Here is a 17,631-nt window from a genome sequence, read left to right as displayed (position 1 = left end):
AGAAGGCGAATGATACGACAGGCCAGGCCGGAAGATACCGACGCCATTCTGGACGTCTGGCTGCTGGCGTCGCTGCAGGCCCATGATTTTGTGCCCGCCGCCTACTGGTGGCGCCACCAGGAGCAGATGCGAGCCCGTTACCTGCCCTCGGCGGAGGTCTGGGTATGTGAGCGGGAAGGGGAGATACAGGGCTTTATTGCCCTGGCGGAGGATTACCTGGCGGCGCTGTTCGTGCGTCCCGACTGCCAGCAACAGGGCATTGGCAAGGCATTGATGGCCACCGCCAAGCGCCAGCGGCGGCATTTGTCGCTCAAGGTGTACTGTGAAAATGACATTGCGGTGAACTTTTACCGCCGGCACGGTTTTGCCATTACCGACGAAAGCGTGGATCCGGGCACCGGCCAGCCCCAGCTGTGCATGGGCTTTGATACCGCCTGAGGCGTGAGCGCTGGTGGGGTATGCAGGTGCAACCTTTACGTCATGTTTTCATAAAAATGTCATACTCGCTTCCAATAATGGGGTAAAAGCGACAAGACCCATACCGAGAGGCTGTTGAAGAATGACACGGAAAATACTGGTGGTTGAGGATGAAGCGCCCATTCGGGAAATGTTGTGTTTCGTGCTGGAACAAAAAGGCTTTGCCACCCAGGAGGCGGAAGATTACGACCAGGCCCTGGAGATGATCAAGGAGCCCTACCCGGAGCTTATTCTGCTCGACTGGATGCTGCCCGGCGGCAGCGGCATTCAGTTGATCAAGCACCTCAAGCAGGACGAGCTCACCCGCCAGATCCCGGTGATCATGCTCACCGCCCGGGCCGAGGAAGAAGACAAGATCAAGGGCCTGGACGTGGGCGCCGACGACTACATCACCAAGCCGTTTTCGCCCAAGGAGCTGACCTCCCGGCTGAAGGCGGTGCTGCGCCGGGTAGCGCCCACTTCGGTGGAAGACATCATCGAAGTGCAGGGCCTGCGCCTGGATCCGCTCAGTCACAGAGTGAGCGCCGACAGCCAGCAGCTCGACATGGGGCCCACCGAATTCAAGCTGCTGCATTTCTTTATGACCCACCCGGAGCGGGTATACAGCCGCGAGCAGTTGCTCAATAATGTGTGGGGCACCAATGTGTTTGTGGAAGATCGCACCGTGGATGTGCATATTCGCCGGCTGCGCAAGGCCATTTCGGCCACCGGGCACGACAAGCTGATACAGACGGTGCGGGGTGCCGGCTACCGTTTTTCCGTTCGCCTATGAGGCTTTCATGCAGCAACAGAATTCCAACCGGGGCAAATGGTGGCGTCTGGGCCTGTTTTACTCGGCCTTCGGGCTGGGCGGCCTGCTGGCGGGCAACCTGGCCTGGGGGCTGCTGGCGGGCACGCTGATCCAGCTGTTTGTGCAATACCGTTACCAGTACAAGCTGTCGGTGTGGTTGTGGCAGGATCGCAGCCTGACCCCGCCCGAGGGCAAGGGCAGCTGGGAAGGTATTTTCAACGGCATTTACCGGCTGCAGCAGCGCCAGCGTGCCCGGCGCCGGGAGCTGGCCAATCTGGTGCGCCGCTTTCGTGAAGGGGCCGAGGCCCTGCCCGATGCCGCCGTGGTCATTCGCCGGGATGGCAGCATCATCTGGTGCAACAAGCTGGCCCAGCAACTGCTGGGCTTTCGCTGGCCCGATGATGCCGGCCAGCACATTGCCAACCTGATCCGTACACCGGTATTTATCGCCTACATGAAGCGGGGCGATTTTCGCGAGCCACTGGAAATGCCGTCACCGCTCAGCGAGGAGCGGCTGCTGGAATGCCGCATCATGCCCTACACCGAAGATCAGGCGTTGCTGGTGGTGCGGGATGTCACCCGGCTGCGCAGCCTGGAGCAGGTGCGCAAGTCCTTTGTGGCTAACGTTTCCCATGAACTGCGTACGCCCCTGACGGTGCTCAAGGGCTACCTGGAAATGCTGGAAGATCCGCCTTCCGAGGCCATGTGGCGCAAAACCCAGAAAGTGCTGCTGGAGCAGACCCAGCGCATGGACGCCCTGGTCAACCAGCTGATGACCCTGACCCGTTATGAGGCCGCTCCCGACTCCGACTTTACCAAGGTGGTGGACCTGCCCGCCATGTTGCAGATGCTGGAGCAGGAGGCGCTGGCGCTCAGTGGCGAGCGCGGGCACCGTTTCAGCTTTGTGGTGGAAGCCGGGCTCAAGGTGCGGGGCGAGCCGGAGCAACTGCGCAGTGCCGTCTCCAACCTGGTGTACAACGCCGTACGCCACACCCCGCCGGGCAGTCATATTCGTGTGGAGTGGGGCCGCCAGGGTGAATTCGGCCGTTTTGCGGTGAGCGATGACGGCGAGGGCATTGCCCCGGAGCACATCGCCCGGCTGACCGAGCGTTTCTACCGGGTCGACAAGGCTCGCAGCCGCCAGACCGGCGGCTCCGGCCTGGGCCTGGCCATCGTCAAGCACGCCCTCGGACATCACGACAGCCATCTGGAAATAGAGAGTCGCCCGGGCAAGGGCAGTTGTTTCAGTTTCCGCTTACCTGCCCGCCTGCTGGTGGCCGACACCGGTGTTCAGCAGAGCGCCTGAGCCTTTTTGCCGACCTGCGGCCTCCACTCCTGTGGAGGCCGTTTTGTTGATGACGGTTGCGGTTATATGACGGAAGCAAAACCACGGGGCAGGTTGTCATAAAAGCGTCACCTGCGGGTCATATAGTTGTCATTGCCGGCAGCAATACTGGCTGCGTCTTGAATGACCGAACCCGAATTGGAGATTAAGGATGAAACTGAACAAACTGGCAAGTGCACTGGGACTGACCGTGGCCATGGCCGCCACCTCCGCCTTCGCGGCCGTAGACGCCTCCCTGGCTGATTATCAAAAAGTCAGCGGTGTTTCCGGTAACGTGTCTTCCGTGGGCTCTGACACCCTGGCCAACATGATGACCCTGTGGGCCGAAGAGTTCAAACGCCAGTATCCCAACGTCAACGTGCAGATCCAGGCCGCCGGCTCGTCCACTGCGCCGCCCGCCCTGACCGAAGGCACTTCCCAGTTCGGCCCCATGAGCCGTGCCATGAAGAGCAACGAAATCGAAGCCTTTGAAAAGCGCTACGGCTACAAGCCGACCCCGGTACGGGTGGCCATCGATGCCCTGGCGGTGTTCGTGCACAAGGACAACCCCATTCAGGGCCTGAGCATGGATCAGGTGGATGCCATCTTCTCCAGCACCCTGGCCTGCGGCATGGCCGAACAGATCACCCAGTGGGGCCAGACCGGCCTGGATGGCGACTGGAGCAACCGCGATATTCAGCTCTACGGTCGTAACTCGGTGTCCGGCACCTACGGCTACTTCAAGGACGAGGCCCTGTGCAAGGGTGACTTCAAGAACAACGTGAACGAGCAGCCCGGCTCCGCCTCCGTGGTGCAGTCCGTGTCCTCTTCCCTGAACGCCATCGGCTACTCCGGTCTGGGCTACAGCACCTCCAGCGTGCGCGCCGTGCCCCTGGCCGAAGTCGGCTCTACCGACTTTGTGGAAGCCAACGCCGAGAACGCCATCAGCGGTGAATACCCGCTGTCCCGCTTCCTGTACGTGTACGTGAACAAGCACCCCAACAAGCCGCTGGGCCCGATGGAAGCCGAATTCGTCAAGCTGATGCTGTCCAAGCAGGGCCAGCAGATCGTCGACAAGGACGGCTACGTGCCGGTGCCCGCCGCCGTGGTGGACGCCGACCTCAAGAAGCTGGGTCTGAAGTAATATCGCCATACTGTCTTGGTTGTGTTGGCCCCGGGGGATACCCCGGGGCTTTTTTACGTTTAATGGCCGAGTTGGCCGCGGTTTTCGCCACCAGACGTGTAAAAACCGCGCTCACCGGCCAAACCCGGCGGAAAAGCCACTTTTTTATTACCGGTAACTGTGGCTATATAGGGGGAAGCACAGCACGCAGTATGTGAAGCAGGAGCAATTATGGAAATCAGGAAGATCCGCAGTGGTGAAACGGGCAGTATCTGGCAGTTGTTCCACGATACCGTGCACCGGATCAACCAGGCCGATTACAGTGAAAGTGAGCTGGCGGTATGGGCACCTGAGGAGTATGACGAACCACGCTGGGTCAGTCGTTTTATTCGTACCCGGCCGCTGGTGGCGATGGAAGGGAAACGGCTGCTCGGCTTTGCCGAGCTGGATGATGATGGCCGCATCGATTTGTTTTATGTGCACCATGAGCGCCAGGGAGAGGGCATTGGCCGGGCGCTGATGCAGCGGCTCAAGGCCGAGGCGGCGTCGAGGGGCCTGTACCGGTTATATTGCGATGCCAGCATCAATGCCCGGCCGTTTTTCGAGGCCATGGGCTTTACCGAGGTGGAGCAGCGCCGGCGGTCGCGGCATGGCCAGTCGATAGAAGTGCTGCTGATGGAGTACAAGGCGTAAGGGACGAAGTGCTCCCGCTAAGGCGGGAGCACCTACACACAGCCGGTACATACCTGACGAAGATAAGCGTGTGTTAAACGCAAAAAGCCCACCGTAAGGTGGGCTTTTTGAGGATGATTTGGTCGGCGTGAGAGGATTTGAACCTCCGACCCCTGACACCCCATGACAGTGCGCTACCAGGCTGCGCTACACGCCGAATTGGCAGCAACTATAAAGACCCGGCCGGTTTGCTGCAAGTCCCTTTTTGGTGTTTTGTGTTCGTTTGGCGCTTTATTGTTCGTGATGGCGGTTTTTTCGGCCTTTTTCCGCTTTGCTTGCAGCGAGGCCGGCTTTTGCCATAATAGCCGCCTTCAGGAGGCGGTGAATGAACGAGCAAGACGAATACTGGATGCGCCGGGCCATGGCACTGGCGGCCCGGGCCGAGCAGGAAGGGGAAGTGCCGGTGGGCGCCCTGGTGGTCTATCACGGCGACTGTGTGGGCGAGGGCTGGAACCGCTCCATCGGTCATCACGATGCCACCGCCCACGCCGAGATCATGGCCCTGCGCCAGGCCGGTGCGCACCTGGGCAACTACCGCCTGCTGGAGTGCACCCTCTACGTGACCCTGGAGCCGTGCATGATGTGTGCCGGCGCCATGGTGCACAGCCGCATTCAGCGGCTGGTGTATGGTGCCAGTGACGCCAAGACCGGCGCCGTGGACTCGGTACTGCAGCTGCTGGCCACCCCCGGGCTCAATCACCGGGTTGACTGGCGCGCCGGGGTGCTGGCCGACGCCTGCTCGGCCCAGCTCAGTGACTTTTTCAGGCGCCGCCGGGCGGAAAAAAAGGCCGCCAGAAAGCAGGCGGCGGGGGGCTGACTGCTCCTTCCCAATGGCCGTTCCGGCCTTTACCGGCCCGAGATCATGATCGGGCCAGGGTCAGTTTCCAGCCCACCTTGTCCTGATAGGCCTGCTCCCGCTCCAGGGTAGCGAGCAGCAGGGGATTGCCGTCGCACCAGGTGGCGGGCAGGCTCAGGCGCAGTTCATCATCGGCGCCGGCACTCAACACCAGCGGTGGCAGTATGTCGTCCTGGCGGCGGCGGTTCAGGGCCACCGCCAGCCGCAGCAGCCGAATCAGGCGCCATAACGGCTGCTCCGGCAACTGGTTCAGCGGCTCCAGCTCCGCCAGCTTAAGCGCCTTGCGGTGAAAGCGTACCAGGGCCGCCAGGGCTTTTTGCTGCTCCTGAGTAAAACCGGGTAGGTCGGCATTGCCGACGATATAGGCGGAATGGCGGTGGACGCCGGTAAAGTTGATGTGCAGGCCGATCTCGTGCAGCCAGGCGGCATGTTCCAGCAGCTTGCCCAGGTCTGGCTCAAGCTGCCAGGCGTCGCACACCTGGGCGAACAGTTGCCCGGCGGTGTCCTGTACCCGGCCGGCCTGGCGCGCGTCGATGTGGTATTCCCGGCCAAGGGCCTGCAGGGTATTGCGCTGAATATCACTGTGCCTGACTCGGCCGAAGCAGGTATGCAGCAGGCCTTCGCGCAGGGCGCCGTCGGAAAAGCCCATGTGTTCGAGGTTGAAGCTGCGGTAGATGCCGAGCAGGATGGACAGGCCGGCGGCGATCAGCGGTTTGCGCTCTTCGCTCAGGCCTGGAATGTCCAGTTGTTCGACATGGCCGGCCTGCACCAGCCGCTGCCTGATGTGCAGCAACCCGGGCAGGTCGATCACCGGGTCATGGGTAACGGCGGTGCACATTTCCAGCAGGGTCTTGATGGTGCCGGAGCTGCCGAGCACCTGATCCCAGCCCAGCGCCAGGTAGCGGCCGAGCACCGGGGCCAGCTGGTATTCGGCGGCGGCGATGGCCTGGGCAAAACGTGCCTCGCTGAGCTCGCCGTCGGCGAAATACTGGCGGGTAAAACTGACGCAGCCCATGCGGCGGCTGGAGACCTGCCGGCACTCGAAGTCCTCACCGATAATCAGCTCGGTACTGCCGCCGCCGATGTCGATCACCAGCACACGGCCCTGGGTCTGCTGGGTATGGGCCACGCCCTGGTAGATAAGGCGGGCCTCTTCGTTGCCGCTGACGATGTCGATGGGAAAGCCCAGCACCTGCCGGGCCCGGCGCAGGAATTCCTGGGCATTGACGGCCGTCCGCAGGGTGTGGGTGCCCGCTACCCGTACCTGGCTGGTATGAAAGCCCCTGAGCCGCTCACCGAACAGCCCGAGGCAGGCCAGGCCGCGCTCCATGGCCTCCTGGCTGAGCAGATTGGCATCGTCCAGGCCGTCGGCCAGGCGTACCCGTTGTTTCAGCCGGTCGATGATGCGCAGGCCGTCGCCGTGACGGCGGGCGATCACCATGTGAAAGCTGTTGGATCCAAGGTCAATGGTGGCAACGTACTGATCGGTCATGGGCGCTTATGCCTCCAGCGCTTTAAGGTAGTCGTAAGTGGCGGTTTGTGAGCGGATCTTGCGCCGGTTGCCCCGCTGCACATAGCGGTTGCTCTGGCGGGCGTCCAGAATGCGGGCCTTGCTGGTGTCGCTCAGCTGCAATTCGAGCAGGTCGATGATGCGCTGGCGCAGCTCGGGCGCCAGTATGGGGGTGGCCACCTCGACCCGAAAATCCATGTTGCGGGTCATCCAGTCCGCCGAGGAGATAAACACCCTGGGCTGTCCGTTGTTGTGAAACACCATCACCCTGGGATGCTCAAGAAAGCGGTCGATCACGCTGATGGCGCGAATGCGTTCGCTGATCCCCGGTACCCCCGGCATCAGCGAGCACATGCCGCGAATGATCAGATCGATCTCCACCCCCGCTTGGCTGGCGGCATAGAGCCGGTGAATAAGCCCCTTGTCCACCAGATTGTTGAGCTTGAGCACCATGCGGGCCGGCAGCCCCTGGCGGGCGTTGGCGATCTCGGCGTCGATCATGGCGTAAAGCCCGCGCCGGTGATTGAGGGGGGAGACCAATAAATGCTGAAACTTGGTGCGGTGGTAGGGCTGGCGAATAAAGTCGAACACCGCCGCCACCTCGCTGGTGATCTCCGGATTGGCGGTGAGCAGGGAGAAGTCGGTATAGATATTGGCGGTTTTTTCGTTGAAGTTGCCGGTGCCGATATGGGCATACTGCACCAGCCGGCCTTCTTCCCGCCGGGTTACCAGGCACAGCTTGGAATGAACCTTGAGGCTGGGTACGCCGAACTCCACGCTAATGCCGGCCTCGGTCAGCTGTTTGGCCCATTCGATGTTGGCCGCTTCGTCAAACCGGGCGCGCAGTTCAATCACCACGGTCACCTTTTTGCCGTTGCTGGCGGCGTCCATCAGCGAATACATGATGCGCGACAGCGAGGCCACCCGGTACACGTTCATTCTGATGCCGACCACGGCCGGGTCAAAGGACGCCTGGCGCACGAACTCGGTCACGTGGCTGAAACTGTGGTAGGGAAAATACAGCAGAATGTCGCGCCGGCGAATGGCGTCAAAGGATGAGGGGCTGTCGCAAAACTCCCGGCACCTAAGCGGCGGCAGGGGCGGGTTGACCAGGTGCTTGCGGCCGACGTTGGGAAAGCCGATAAAGTCTTTGAAATTGTGGTAGCGGCCGCCGGGCATGACGGTGTCGTGGCCCTGAATGCGGAGTTTACGCACCAGCCCCTGTACCATTTCGGGGGGCATGTCGCGGTCGTGCACAAAGCGCACCGGCAGGGCGGTCAGCCGTTGCTTGAGGCCATCGCTCATTTTTTCCAGCAGGCTCTGATCGAGCTGATCCGACAGATCGTATTCCGCATCCCGGGTCATCTTGAAGGAATAGGCGTGAATGTCGTCGTACTCGAAAAAGCCGGCGAACAGTTCGTTCAGGCACAGGCGAATGACGTTATCCATGATGATGATGCTTTTCTTGCGCCGGCTTTTGCCCGGTGGCAGCACCACGAAACGGGGCAGCACATCGGTGGGAATTTCCACCAGGGCATAATGATGGCGCGCCTGTTTGCTCATGCCCACACACAGATAGGTGTTTTCATCTTTCAGAAAACGCACCGGATCGATGCCCTCAGCCATGATGATGGGGGCGAGGTAGGCGCGCACCTCACTCTCGAAATAACGCCGCACCCAGCGTTCCTGCTCGGGGTCGAGCTGGGATTCGTTCAGCAGAAAGATGTTCTGCCGGGCCAGGGTGACAATCAGCTCCTTGTAAACCTCGTCAAAGGTGGTACCGAGATGCACCACCTTTTGCTGAATTTGCTGCAGCAGCGAGGCGGCGCCGTTGGTTTTGCCCTGATCGGCGTCTATCATCACCCGCCGTTTGACGTCGGCCACACGAACCCTGAAAAATTCATCCTGGTTGTTGGAGAAAATGCCCAGAAAGCGTACCCGCTCTACCAGCGGGACGCTTTTGTCCATGGCTTCCTGCAATACCCGCTCATTGAATGACAGCCAGCTGAGTTCCTTTTCCAGGTACCATTTTTCCGTGCCCATTGTGTTCCCGTTATGCAGTGAATGCGTCGCTTTTGGGAACGTTTTATGACAAAGAACTATGACATTTTAATGACGGCTCACAGCAGCTCGATATCCACCACCAGGTCGTCGCTCAGGGCTTCCAGCCGGCTTTGCAGATCGCCCAGGGTCTGGCCGTGGGGCAGGGTCAGGGTGCTCTGGGCCTCGAACAGGGCAATGCCGGTAATGGGCGCCGGATGGCTGTGGGTCTTCAGGCTTTTCACGCTGATATGGAGGCTGTCGAGAATGTCGGTGACCTCCTGGATGATGCCGAGCCGGTCATTGGCGGTGACCGTCAGCCGCAGTTGCTGCCCCTGCAGCGTGGGGCCCTTGCCTTCCACCAGCTGTACCTGAAACTCGGGCAGGGACTTCAGCGCCCGTTCCAGCTTGTCGCTGTGCTCGGCGGGCACCTGTATTTCCACAATGCCGGCGAAATAACCGGCCAGCTCGCTCATGGCGCTGCCTTGCCAGCTGCCGTGGTGCTGATGAATAAGGGCAGCGAGTTGTTTGACCAGGCCGGTTTTGTCGGGGCCAATCAGGGTGGCAACCAGGGTTTTCATGGGCTCTCTCCTTGAATAATGAAACCAGTGCACAGTTCAAGATACACGCCGCCGGCATTTTTGACAGGAGCACTTGCGGCTTTTGTGGCATGTAACAAAATTGTCATTTAAACGCCATAGAATGCAGGCAATTGCAAAGCGAACGGAGTGACGGAATGTCAACCCAGACTCAAACCATGGCCCTGAGCGGCAGCCGCAAGCGCTGGCTTAAGGACAGGGCCGCCCAAATGGGCGTGACCGCCGGCGGCATTATCGTGCTGGTGGCACTGCTGCTGATCTTTTTCTACCTGTTGTACGTGGTCAAACCCATCTTCAACGGTGCCAATGTGGAGCCCGCCGGACAGCTTGACCTGGCCGGCAGCGAGGCGCCGCTGCTGCTGGGCGTGGAAGAGCAGAACGAACAGGCCTTTATCTTTTCCGGTGACGGCGACGTGCACTTTTATTCCCTGGTGGACGGGGGCGTGCCGCTGGCCAGCGAGTCGTTAAGCGGCGACATCACCACGGCGGCCGCCAACGACGGCAAGCCGATGGCGGCCTATGGCCGGCGCGACGGCACCATGCAGGTGCTGGCGCCCAAGTTTGATGTCAGCTATCCGGACAATGTGCGCACCATTACCCCCGGCCTGACCTATCCCTTTGGCGAGGCGCCACTGCAGGTGGACGAGCAGGGCCGGGCGCTGGAGAGGCTGAGCTTTGCCAGCAACGGTGAGGATCTGCTGGCGGCGGCGGTGGTGGCCGGCGGCGATATCGTGCTGACTCGCTTCTCCGGCAAGGAAAACTTCCTGACCGGCGAGATTGAGCTCACGCCCACCCAGGTGGCCATTCCCGGTTTGCCGGCGCAGGTGGATCAGGTCCTGGTGACCCCCAGCCTGCGGTTCATGTTTGTGCGCAGCGGCAACGAGGTGTCGGTGTATGACGTGCGCAACATCAATAAGGTGCGGCTGCGCTCGGTCATTCCGATGAACGCGCAGGGGGGCAACATCACCACCATGATACTGCTGTCCGGCGGCAACTCGCTGATGGTGGGCAACGACAACGGCGTGGTGTCCCAGTGGTTTGAAGTGGCAAGCAACGGCAAGCGCGAATTTACCTTTATTCGCCAGTTCGAGGCCAGCGGTCCGGTGGTGCACATCGCCAACGAAGTGAACCGCAAGGGCTTCATCACCGTCAGCCGGGGCGGCGAGGTGGATATTTTTCACACCACCGGCGGCAGCCATCTTTATTCCGGCAAGCTGGCAGGAGAGCAGGTATCGGCGCTGGCGCTGTCACCGCGCAACAACCTGTTGCTGGTGGCCGAAAATGGTCGTCTGTCCACCTTTGAGGTGGACAACGAGCACCCGGAAGTGACCTGGAAGGCGCTGTGGACCAAGGTCTGGTATGAAGGCTATCCCGAGCCCCAGTATGTGTGGCAGTCCACCTCCGGCAGCAGCGACTTCGAGGCCAAGCTGAGCCTGGTGCCCATCTCCTTCGGTACCCTCAAGGCCGCCTTCTACGCCCTGCTGTTCGCGGTGCCCATTGCCATTGCCGGCGCCGTCTATACCGCCTATTTCATGTCACCGGGGCTGCGCAAGGTGGTCAAGCCGACGGTGGAAATCATGGAAGCCCTGCCCACGGTGATCCTGGGTTTTCTGGCCGGCTTGTGGCTGGCGCCGCTGATTGAGTCTCATCTTCCCGGCGTGGTGCTGGTGCTGGTGCTGCTGCCGGCGTCGGTACTGCTCACCGCCTTTGCCTGGCATCACCTGCCCAAGCGCCTGCGCAACGCCGTGCCCGAGGGCTGGCAGAGCCTGGTGCTGCTGCCGGTGGTGGTGCTGGTGGGCTGGGCCTGCTTTGCCTTCAGCCCGGCGGTGGAAAACGCCTTTTTCGGCGGTGATGCCCGAGGGTTTCTGACCAACGAACTGGGCATCGGCTTTGACCAGCGCAACTCCCTGGTGGTGGGCATCGCCATGGGCTTTGCGGTCATTCCTACTATTTTTTCCATCGCCGAAGACGCGGTGTTTTCGGTGCCCCGTCACCTGACCAACGGCTCGCTGGCCCTGGGCGCCACGCCCTGGCAGACCCTGACCCGGGTGGTGATGCTCACCGCCAGTCCCGGCATCTTCTCGGCGGTGATGATGGGCCTGGGCCGGGCCGTGGGCGAGACCATGATAGTGCTGATGGCCACCGGCAATACCCCGGTGATGGACTTCAGCATCTTCAACGGCATGCGCACCCTCGCCGCCAACATTGCGGTGGAAATGCCGGAAGCGGAGGTGAACAGCTCTCACTACCGGGTACTGTTCCTGGCGGCCTTTGTGCTCTTTGTGTTCACCTTCCTGTTCAACACGGTTGCGGAGTTCGTGCGTCAGCGGCTGCGTGACAAATACAGCTCAATGTAAGGGGCGAGACGATGAGTAAATGGTTCAAATCGGGTACGCCCTGGATCTGGATGACCGGCGGGGCGGTGAGCCTCAGCCTGGTGGCGGTGCTGGGTCTGCTGCTGATGATCGGCTGGCGCGGCCTCACCTACTTCTGGCCGCACACCATTTATGAGTGGCAGCTGAGCACACCGGAAGGTGAGCGTTATACCGTGATCGGTGAAATTCACGACCGTGAAGCGGTGCCGGTGGCCCAGTTGCGCGGTGCCGGCCTGACGCTGGAAGGCGTGAGTGCCGATACCCTGACCCGCTACCTGGTGAAAACCGGCAACCGGGAGTTTGTGCCCCTGGACTTTCGCTGGATCCTGGAAACCGACATTGTGTCCCGCAGCGAGCCTATGAACCTGGCGGTGATCGAGCGCTCCCACAACGGCAATTTCTACGGCTATGTGGAGCAGGTGCAGGAGAACGGCCAGGCGGTGGGCGGTGACGTACGGGAGCAACTGCTGGCGCGCATTGCGCGGGTAGAAGAACTCGACGAGCGCATGAACGAACTGCAGCGGGGCGATATTGGCAGCATCAACCACCAGCTTGAGCGACTGCGCCTCAAGCAGCGCAGCCTGGAGCTCGACGGCGAGCTGACCGACGCGGCCCTGGCCGCCATTCAGGCCGAACAGCAGCAGCTGCGCGCCGATTATCAAGTGCTGGAGAAGGAACTGTTTGCCCTGCGGGAAGAGGCCCGCCGCGACAGCGTGGTGGTGCGCGACATGCGCGGCCAGGAAGTGACCCTGTCCCTGGGCGAGGTGCTGGACGTGGCCTGGCCCAACGATATGGGCTGGCTGGCCCAGACCGGTCACTGGTTTGGCGCCATGGGCAAGTTCATCACCGGCGAGCCGCGGGAAGCCAACACCGAGGGCGGGGTGTTCCCGGCCATTTTCGGCACCGTGTTCATGGTGATCCTGATGGCCATTATCGTCACGCCCCTGGGGGTGGTGGCCGCCATTTACCTGCATGAATACGCGGGCAAGAGCAACCTGACCAAGATCATCCGCATTGCGGTGATCAACCTGGCGGGGGTGCCCTCCATTGTGTATGGCGTGTTTGGCCTGGGCTTTTTCGTGTACATGCTGGGCGGCTCCCTCGACAAGCTGTTCTACCCCGAGGCGCTGCCGAGTCCCACCTTTGGCTCGCCCGGGGTGCTGTGGTCGGCGCTGACCCTGGCCATTCTCACCCTGCCGGTGGTGATCGTGTCCACCGAGGAAGGGTTGTCGCGCATTCCCGCCTCGGTACGCCAGGGCTCGCTGGCGCTCGGCGCCACCAAGGCCGAAACCCTGTGGCGCATTATTATTCCCATGGCCAGCCCCGCCATCATGACCGGCCTGATCCTGGCCATCGCCCGGGCCGCGGGCGAGGTGGCGCCGCTGATGCTGGTGGGGGTGGTGAAACTGGCGCCCAACCTGCCGGTAGACGGCAACTTCCCCTATCTGCACCTGGAGCGCAAGTTCATGCACCTGGGCTTTCATATTTACGACGTGGGCTTCCAGAGCCCCAACGTGGAGGCGGCGCGGCCCCTGGTGTATGCCACCTCCTTTTTGCTGGTCACGGTGATCGTGGGCCTGAACCTGACCGCCATCGGCATTCGTAATCACCTGCGTGAAAAATTCCGCTCGCTGGAACAGTGATCCGGCCGGCACGATTTAGAGGTATAGACACATGATTAACGTAGCGACCCCCCTGACTCAGGACAGCACCCTGGATCTTGGCCGCCTGAGCGATGAGCAGACCGCCCTGGAAGTACGCGGACTCAACCTGTATTACGGCGCCAAGCAGGCGCTGTTCAACGTGGACATGAAAATTGCCAAGGGCCAGGTGACCGCCTTTATCGGCCCCTCGGGCTGCGGCAAGTCCACCCTGTTGCGCTGCATCAACCGCATGAACGATCTGGTGGAAACCTGTCGTATCGAAGGTGAAATTCTGCTGCACAACCAGAACATCTATGGCAAGGAAGTGGACGTGGCGGCGCTGCGCCGCCGGGTGGGCATGGTGTTTCAGCGTCCCAATCCGTTTCCCAAGTCCATTTATGAAAACGTGGTTTATGGCCTGCGCCTGCAGGGCATCAACGACCGCCGCCGGCTGGACGAGGCGGTGGAGCGCTCCCTGCGCGGCGCGGCGCTGTGGGAAGAGGTGAAGGATCGGCTGCACGACAACGCCTTTGGTCTGTCCGGCGGTCAGCAGCAGCGGCTGGTGATCGCCCGGGCCATCGCCATCGAGCCGGAGGTGCTGCTGCTCGACGAGCCCACCTCGGCGCTGGATCCCATCTCCACCCTGGTGATCGAAGAGCTGATCAATACCCTGAAAGAGCAGTACACTGTGGTGATCGTGACCCATAACATGCAGCAGGCGGCCCGGGTTTCGGATCAGACCGCCTTTATGTACATGGGCGAGCTGATTGAATACGCCGACACCAATACCCTGTTTACCACCCCGAGCAAGAAAAAGACCGAAGACTACATTACCGGTCGCTACGGCTAAGGAGCTCCGCAAAAATGGACAAGCTGAATCTCAACAAACACATCTCCGGCCAGTTCAATGCCGAGCTGGAAGGGGTGCTCAACCAGGTGCTGGTGATGGGCGGGCTGGTAGAGCAGCAGCTCACCGACGCCATTACCGCCATTCACGAGCAGAACATGGATCTGGCCCGCCAGATCGTGGCCACGGATCACAAGGTCAACGCCCTGGAAGTGCAGATCGACGAGGAATGCACCCGCATTATCGCCAAGCGCCAGCCCGCGGCGTCCGATCTGCGGCTGGTACTGGCCATTATCAAGACCATCACCGATCTGGAGCGTATCGGTGACGTGGCCAAGCGCATCGGCATGATGCTGCTCGACAATGCCAACAAGAAGCAGCCGCCGCTGGTGTCGATGGAAAACATGGGCCGGCGCACCGTGCGCATGCTGCACGACGCCCTCGACGCCTTTGCCCGCATGGACGTGGAATCGGCCATTGAGGTGCACAAGGAAGACGACAAGGTGGACAGGGAGTACGAGTCCATCATTCGCGAGCTGATGACCTTCATGATGGAGGATCCCCGCTCCATTCCCCATGTGCTCAACGTGCTCTGGTGTGCCCGCTCCCTGGAGCGGGTAGGGGACCGGGTGCAGCATATCTGCGAATACATCATTTACTTCGTCAAGGGCAAGGACGTGCGTCATACCAGTGATGAAGACATTCACAGCATGCTGGACTGAGCCCGGCCCCAATTCGGGTGAATAAAAACGCGCTTCGGCGCGTTTTTTGGTTTTCCGGCCCCCTAAAAGACCGGGTTCCGGCGGCCGGCACAGCCGGATCGTGGCAGGATCCTGTCCAATCCTGAAGCAGGGTGCCCCTGGCCGAGTGGGGTTCTTATATCATTGATTTATATCAAATATCACAATTGTACTGGCTTTTTATGCACAATTTGTGAAGATCCTGTGACCATATATTGCAATTCGACTTTGCCTCCACCGGCCTTCGCGGGTAAACTATCGCTCCCAAGCGATTAGGGTTAGTGATCGGTCGGATTGAACACTACTGACAACTAGAATAGAAGAAGCAACTATGACGGAACGTACTCACCTCGGCACTTTGCAAGTCGCTACCGTTCTACATGATCTGGTAGTAAATGAAATCATTCCCGGTACCGGCGTTGAGCCTGCCGCGTTCTGGAATGGCATGGAGCAGATCGTCAACGATCTGGCCCCCAAGAACCGCGCCCTGCTGGAAAAGCGCGATGCCCTGCAGCAACAGATTGATGAATGGCACCGGGCCAACGCCGGCAAGCCTCACGATGCCGTTGCCTACAAGCAGTTCCTGACCGACATCGGCTACCTGGTGCCGGTGGTGGAAGACTATCAAATCACCACCACCAATGTTGATGCCGAGCTGGCCACCCTGGCCGGTCCGCAGCTGGTGGTACCGGTGAACAACGCCCGTTACTGCCTGAACGCCGCCAACGCGCGCTGGGGCAGCCTGTACGATGCGCTGTACGGCAGCGACGCCATTCCCGAGACCGATGGCGCCGAAAAGACCAAGTCCCTGAACCCGCGCCGCGCCGAAAAGGTGATCGTCTGGGGACGCAACCTGCTGGATCAGGCCGCTCCGCTGACTGCCGGCAGCCATGCCGATGCCACCGCCTATAAAGTGGAAAACGGCCAGCTGCTCATCACCCTGGAAAACGGTGATACCACCACCCTGGCCGATGCCGACAAGTTCGCCGGCTACAAGGGTGATACCGCGGCTCCCAGCGCCGTGCTGGTACGCAACAACGGTCTGCACATTGAATTGCAGTTCGACGCCGCCAACCCGGTTGCCCAGCTCGACAAGGCCGGCATCAAGGATCTGGTGGTGGAAGCCGCCCTGTCCACCATCATGGACTGCGAAGACTCCGTGGCGGCCGTGGACGCCGAAGACAAGGTCGGTGTCTACCGCAACTGGCTGGGCCTGATGAAGGGTACCCTGAGCCAGAAGGTGAAAAAGGGCGACAAGGAAATCATCCGCACCCTGAACCCGGATCGCGAGTACCTGAACCCCCAGGGCGAAGCCTTTACCCTGCACGGCCGCAGCCTGCTGTTCGTTCGTAACGTGGGTCACCTGATGACCAACGAAGCGGTACTGGACAAGGACGGCAACGAGGTGCCGGAAGGCATCATCGACGGTCTGGTGACCTGCCTCATCGCCATTCACGATCTCAAGGGCAACGGCAAGTACCGCAACTCCCGTACCGGCAGCGTGTATATCGTCAAGCCCAAGATGCACGGCCCGGAAGAAGTGGCCTTTGCCGTCGAGCTGTTCAGCCGCATCGAAAACGTGCTGGGCCTGGCCGAAAACACCCTGAAAGTGGGCATCATGGACGAAGAGCGTCGCACCAGCGCCAACCTGAAGTCCGCCATCTACGAAGCCCGTGACCGTGTGGTGTTCATCAATACCGGTTTCCTGGATCGGACCGGTGACGAAATCCACACCAGCATGGAAGCCGGCGCCGTGGTGCGCAAGGGCAACATGAGAATGCAACCCTGGATCAGCGCCTACGAAAACAACAACGTGGACGTGGGTCTGGCCGCCGGCCTGCAGGGCAAGGCACAAATCGGCAAGGGCATGTGGGCCATCCCCGATAACATGGCCACCATGCTGGAAACCAAAATCGTACACCCCCTGGCCGGTGCCAACACCGCCTGGGTGCCGTCGCCGACCGCGGCCGTACTGCACGCCACCCATTACCACCAGGTGAACGTGAAAGAGCGTCAGGACGAGCTGAAGTCGCGCAAGCCGGCCAAGCTGGACGATCTGCTGACCATTCCGCTGCTGACCCAGGCCGACCGTGATGCCCTGACCGCAGAAGAGATCCAGAACGAGCTGGACAACAACGCCCAGGGCATTCTGGGTTATGTGGTCCGCTGGATTGACCAGGGGGTGGGCTGTTCCAAGGTGCCCGACATCAACAACGTGGGCCTGATGGAAGACCGCGCCACCCTGCGCATCTCCGCTCAGCACATCGCCAACTGGCTGCGCCACGGCATTCTGACCCAGGAGCAGGTGATGGAGTCCATGAAGCGCATGGCCGCCATCGTGGACCAGCAAAACGCCGGTGACCCGCTGTACCGCAACATGGCGCCCGACTTTGACGGCATCGCCTTTGAAGCGGCCTGTGCCCTGGTGTTTGAAGGTACCACCCAGCCCAGCGGTTACACCGAGCCGCTGCTGCACGCCTACCGTCGCAAGCTGAAAGCCCAGGGCTAAGCGCGCGCCTTTGGCAAAGTACAACCCCCGGCCTCAGGCCGGGGGTTTTTGTTTGGACAAGAAAAG

The 17,631-nt window shown here is 61.1% G+C and carries 14 protein-coding genes and 1 tRNA gene; 11 read left to right on the top strand and 4 right to left on the bottom strand.

Annotated elements, in window-relative coordinates; genetic code table 11:
* Positions 1 to 9: 9 nt before the first annotated feature.
* From GU3_RS13520 to GU3_RS13500, 5 genes are all read left to right on the top strand, one after another.
* Positions 10 to 438, top strand: coding sequence for an N-acetyltransferase (locus GU3_RS13520; protein WP_014293088.1), 429 nt, complete (start codon positions 10 to 12; stop codon positions 436 to 438).
* A gap of 121 nt (positions 439 to 559) precedes the next feature.
* Positions 560 to 1,249 (top strand): phosphate regulon transcriptional regulator PhoB, encoded by a 690-nt coding sequence (phoB, locus tag GU3_RS13515; protein ID WP_014293087.1) that lies wholly within the window; start codon positions 560 to 562, stop codon positions 1,247 to 1,249.
* A 7-nt stretch (positions 1,250 to 1,256) separates the two neighbouring features.
* The gene (gene phoR, locus GU3_RS13510) at positions 1,257 to 2,573 is read left to right on the top strand and encodes a phosphate regulon sensor histidine kinase PhoR (protein ID WP_014293086.1); all 1,317 of its coding nucleotides are present in this window, start codon (positions 1,257 to 1,259) and stop codon (positions 2,571 to 2,573) included.
* A gap of 190 nt (positions 2,574 to 2,763) precedes the next feature.
* On the top strand, positions 2,764 to 3,735 hold the full coding sequence (locus GU3_RS13505; RefSeq protein ID WP_014293085.1) for a PstS family phosphate ABC transporter substrate-binding protein: 972 nt from the start codon (positions 2,764 to 2,766) through the stop codon (positions 3,733 to 3,735).
* Between the two features lie 210 nt (positions 3,736 to 3,945).
* Positions 3,946 to 4,407, top strand: coding sequence for a GNAT family N-acetyltransferase (locus tag GU3_RS13500; RefSeq protein WP_014293084.1), 462 nt, complete (start codon positions 3,946 to 3,948; stop codon positions 4,405 to 4,407).
* A gap of 119 nt (positions 4,408 to 4,526) precedes the next feature.
* Here the strand turns inward: GU3_RS13500 and GU3_RS13495 are convergent.
* Positions 4,527 to 4,603: transfer RNA gene (locus tag GU3_RS13495), tRNA-Pro, on the bottom strand.
* A 168-nt stretch (positions 4,604 to 4,771) separates the two neighbouring features.
* On the opposite strand from GU3_RS13495, the gene tadA reads away from it, so the two are divergent.
* Complete coding sequence (gene tadA / locus GU3_RS13490) at positions 4,772 to 5,263, top strand: tRNA adenosine(34) deaminase TadA (RefSeq protein ID WP_014293083.1); 492 nt, start codon at positions 4,772 to 4,774, stop codon at positions 5,261 to 5,263.
* 43 nt (positions 5,264 to 5,306) lie between these two features.
* Here the strand turns inward: tadA and ppx are convergent, their stop codons facing one another.
* The 3 genes from ppx to GU3_RS13475 form a co-directional block, all read right to left on the bottom strand.
* A complete protein-coding gene (gene ppx, locus GU3_RS13485) occupies positions 5,307 to 6,794 on the bottom strand; it encodes an exopolyphosphatase (RefSeq protein ID WP_014293082.1) in 1,488 nt (495 codons plus the stop codon).
* Between the two features lie 6 nt (positions 6,795 to 6,800).
* Positions 6,801 to 8,855 (bottom strand): polyphosphate kinase 1, encoded by a 2,055-nt coding sequence (ppk1, locus tag GU3_RS13480; protein ID WP_014293081.1) that lies wholly within the window; start codon positions 8,853 to 8,855, stop codon positions 6,801 to 6,803.
* Between the two features lie 77 nt (positions 8,856 to 8,932).
* Complete coding sequence (locus GU3_RS13475; RefSeq protein WP_014293080.1) at positions 8,933 to 9,433, bottom strand: glycine cleavage system protein R; 501 nt, start codon at positions 9,431 to 9,433, stop codon at positions 8,933 to 8,935.
* 155 nt (positions 9,434 to 9,588) lie between these two features.
* Here GU3_RS13475 and GU3_RS13470 point away from each other — a divergent pair, with 155 nt between their 5' ends.
* The 5 genes from GU3_RS13470 to GU3_RS13450 all read left to right on the top strand — a co-directional run bounded on the left by GU3_RS13470 (position 9,589) and on the right by GU3_RS13450 (position 17,565).
* Positions 9,589 to 11,808: an ABC transporter permease subunit gene (locus tag GU3_RS13470; protein WP_014293079.1), complete on the top strand. Its 2,220-nt coding sequence runs from the start codon at positions 9,589 to 9,591 to the stop codon at positions 11,806 to 11,808.
* A gap of 11 nt (positions 11,809 to 11,819) precedes the next feature.
* A complete protein-coding gene (pstA, locus tag GU3_RS13465) occupies positions 11,820 to 13,469 on the top strand; it encodes a phosphate ABC transporter permease PstA (protein WP_014293078.1) in 1,650 nt (549 codons plus the stop codon).
* A 31-nt stretch (positions 13,470 to 13,500) separates the two neighbouring features.
* Complete coding sequence (gene pstB / locus GU3_RS13460; RefSeq protein ID WP_014293077.1) at positions 13,501 to 14,319, top strand: phosphate ABC transporter ATP-binding protein PstB; 819 nt, start codon at positions 13,501 to 13,503, stop codon at positions 14,317 to 14,319.
* A gap of 14 nt (positions 14,320 to 14,333) precedes the next feature.
* Positions 14,334 to 15,038: a phosphate signaling complex protein PhoU gene (phoU, locus tag GU3_RS13455; RefSeq protein WP_014293076.1), complete on the top strand. Its 705-nt coding sequence runs from the start codon at positions 14,334 to 14,336 to the stop codon at positions 15,036 to 15,038.
* A gap of 349 nt (positions 15,039 to 15,387) precedes the next feature.
* Complete coding sequence (locus GU3_RS13450) at positions 15,388 to 17,565, top strand: malate synthase G (RefSeq protein ID WP_014293075.1); 2,178 nt, start codon at positions 15,388 to 15,390, stop codon at positions 17,563 to 17,565.
* The last annotated feature ends 66 nt before the right edge of the window (positions 17,566 to 17,631 follow it).

The organism is Oceanimonas sp. GK1 (assembly GCF_000243075.1).
Taxonomy (GTDB): Bacteria; Pseudomonadota; Gammaproteobacteria; order Enterobacterales; family Aeromonadaceae; genus Oceanimonas.
Note: the sequence above shows the minus strand (reverse complement) of the source record. Positions and strands in the feature narration are given on the sequence as shown.

Bases quoted from the DNA above. Each gene is read 5' to 3' on its own strand.
- pstA (WP_014293078.1), top strand. From the start codon at position 11,820: ATGAGTAAATGGTTCAAATCGGGTACGCCCTGGATCTGGATGACCGGC.
- phoU (WP_014293076.1), top strand. From the start codon at position 14,334: ATGGACAAGCTGAATCTCAACAAACACATCTCCGGCCAGTTCAATGCC.
- GU3_RS13520 (WP_014293088.1), top strand. From the start codon at position 10: ATGATACGACAGGCCAGGCCGGAAGATACCGACGCCATTCTGGACGTC.
- GU3_RS13450 (WP_014293075.1), top strand. From the start codon at position 15,388: ATGACGGAACGTACTCACCTCGGCACTTTGCAAGTCGCTACCGTTCTA.
- ppk1 (WP_014293081.1), bottom strand. From the start codon at position 8,855: ATGGGCACGGAAAAATGGTACCTGGAAAAGGAACTCAGCTGGCTGTCA.
- GU3_RS13500 (WP_014293084.1), top strand. From the start codon at position 3,946: ATGGAAATCAGGAAGATCCGCAGTGGTGAAACGGGCAGTATCTGGCAG.
- ppx (WP_014293082.1), bottom strand. From the start codon at position 6,794: ATGACCGATCAGTACGTTGCCACCATTGACCTTGGATCCAACAGCTTT.
- GU3_RS13470 (WP_014293079.1), top strand. From the start codon at position 9,589: ATGTCAACCCAGACTCAAACCATGGCCCTGAGCGGCAGCCGCAAGCGC.
- GU3_RS13505 (WP_014293085.1), top strand. From the start codon at position 2,764: ATGAAACTGAACAAACTGGCAAGTGCACTGGGACTGACCGTGGCCATG.
- phoR (WP_014293086.1), top strand. From the start codon at position 1,257: ATGCAGCAACAGAATTCCAACCGGGGCAAATGGTGGCGTCTGGGCCTG.
- phoB (WP_014293087.1), top strand. From the start codon at position 560: ATGACACGGAAAATACTGGTGGTTGAGGATGAAGCGCCCATTCGGGAA.
- pstB (WP_014293077.1), top strand. From the start codon at position 13,501: ATGATTAACGTAGCGACCCCCCTGACTCAGGACAGCACCCTGGATCTT.
- GU3_RS13475 (WP_014293080.1), bottom strand. From the start codon at position 9,433: ATGAAAACCCTGGTTGCCACCCTGATTGGCCCCGACAAAACCGGCCTG.
- tadA (WP_014293083.1), top strand. From the start codon at position 4,772: ATGAACGAGCAAGACGAATACTGGATGCGCCGGGCCATGGCACTGGCG.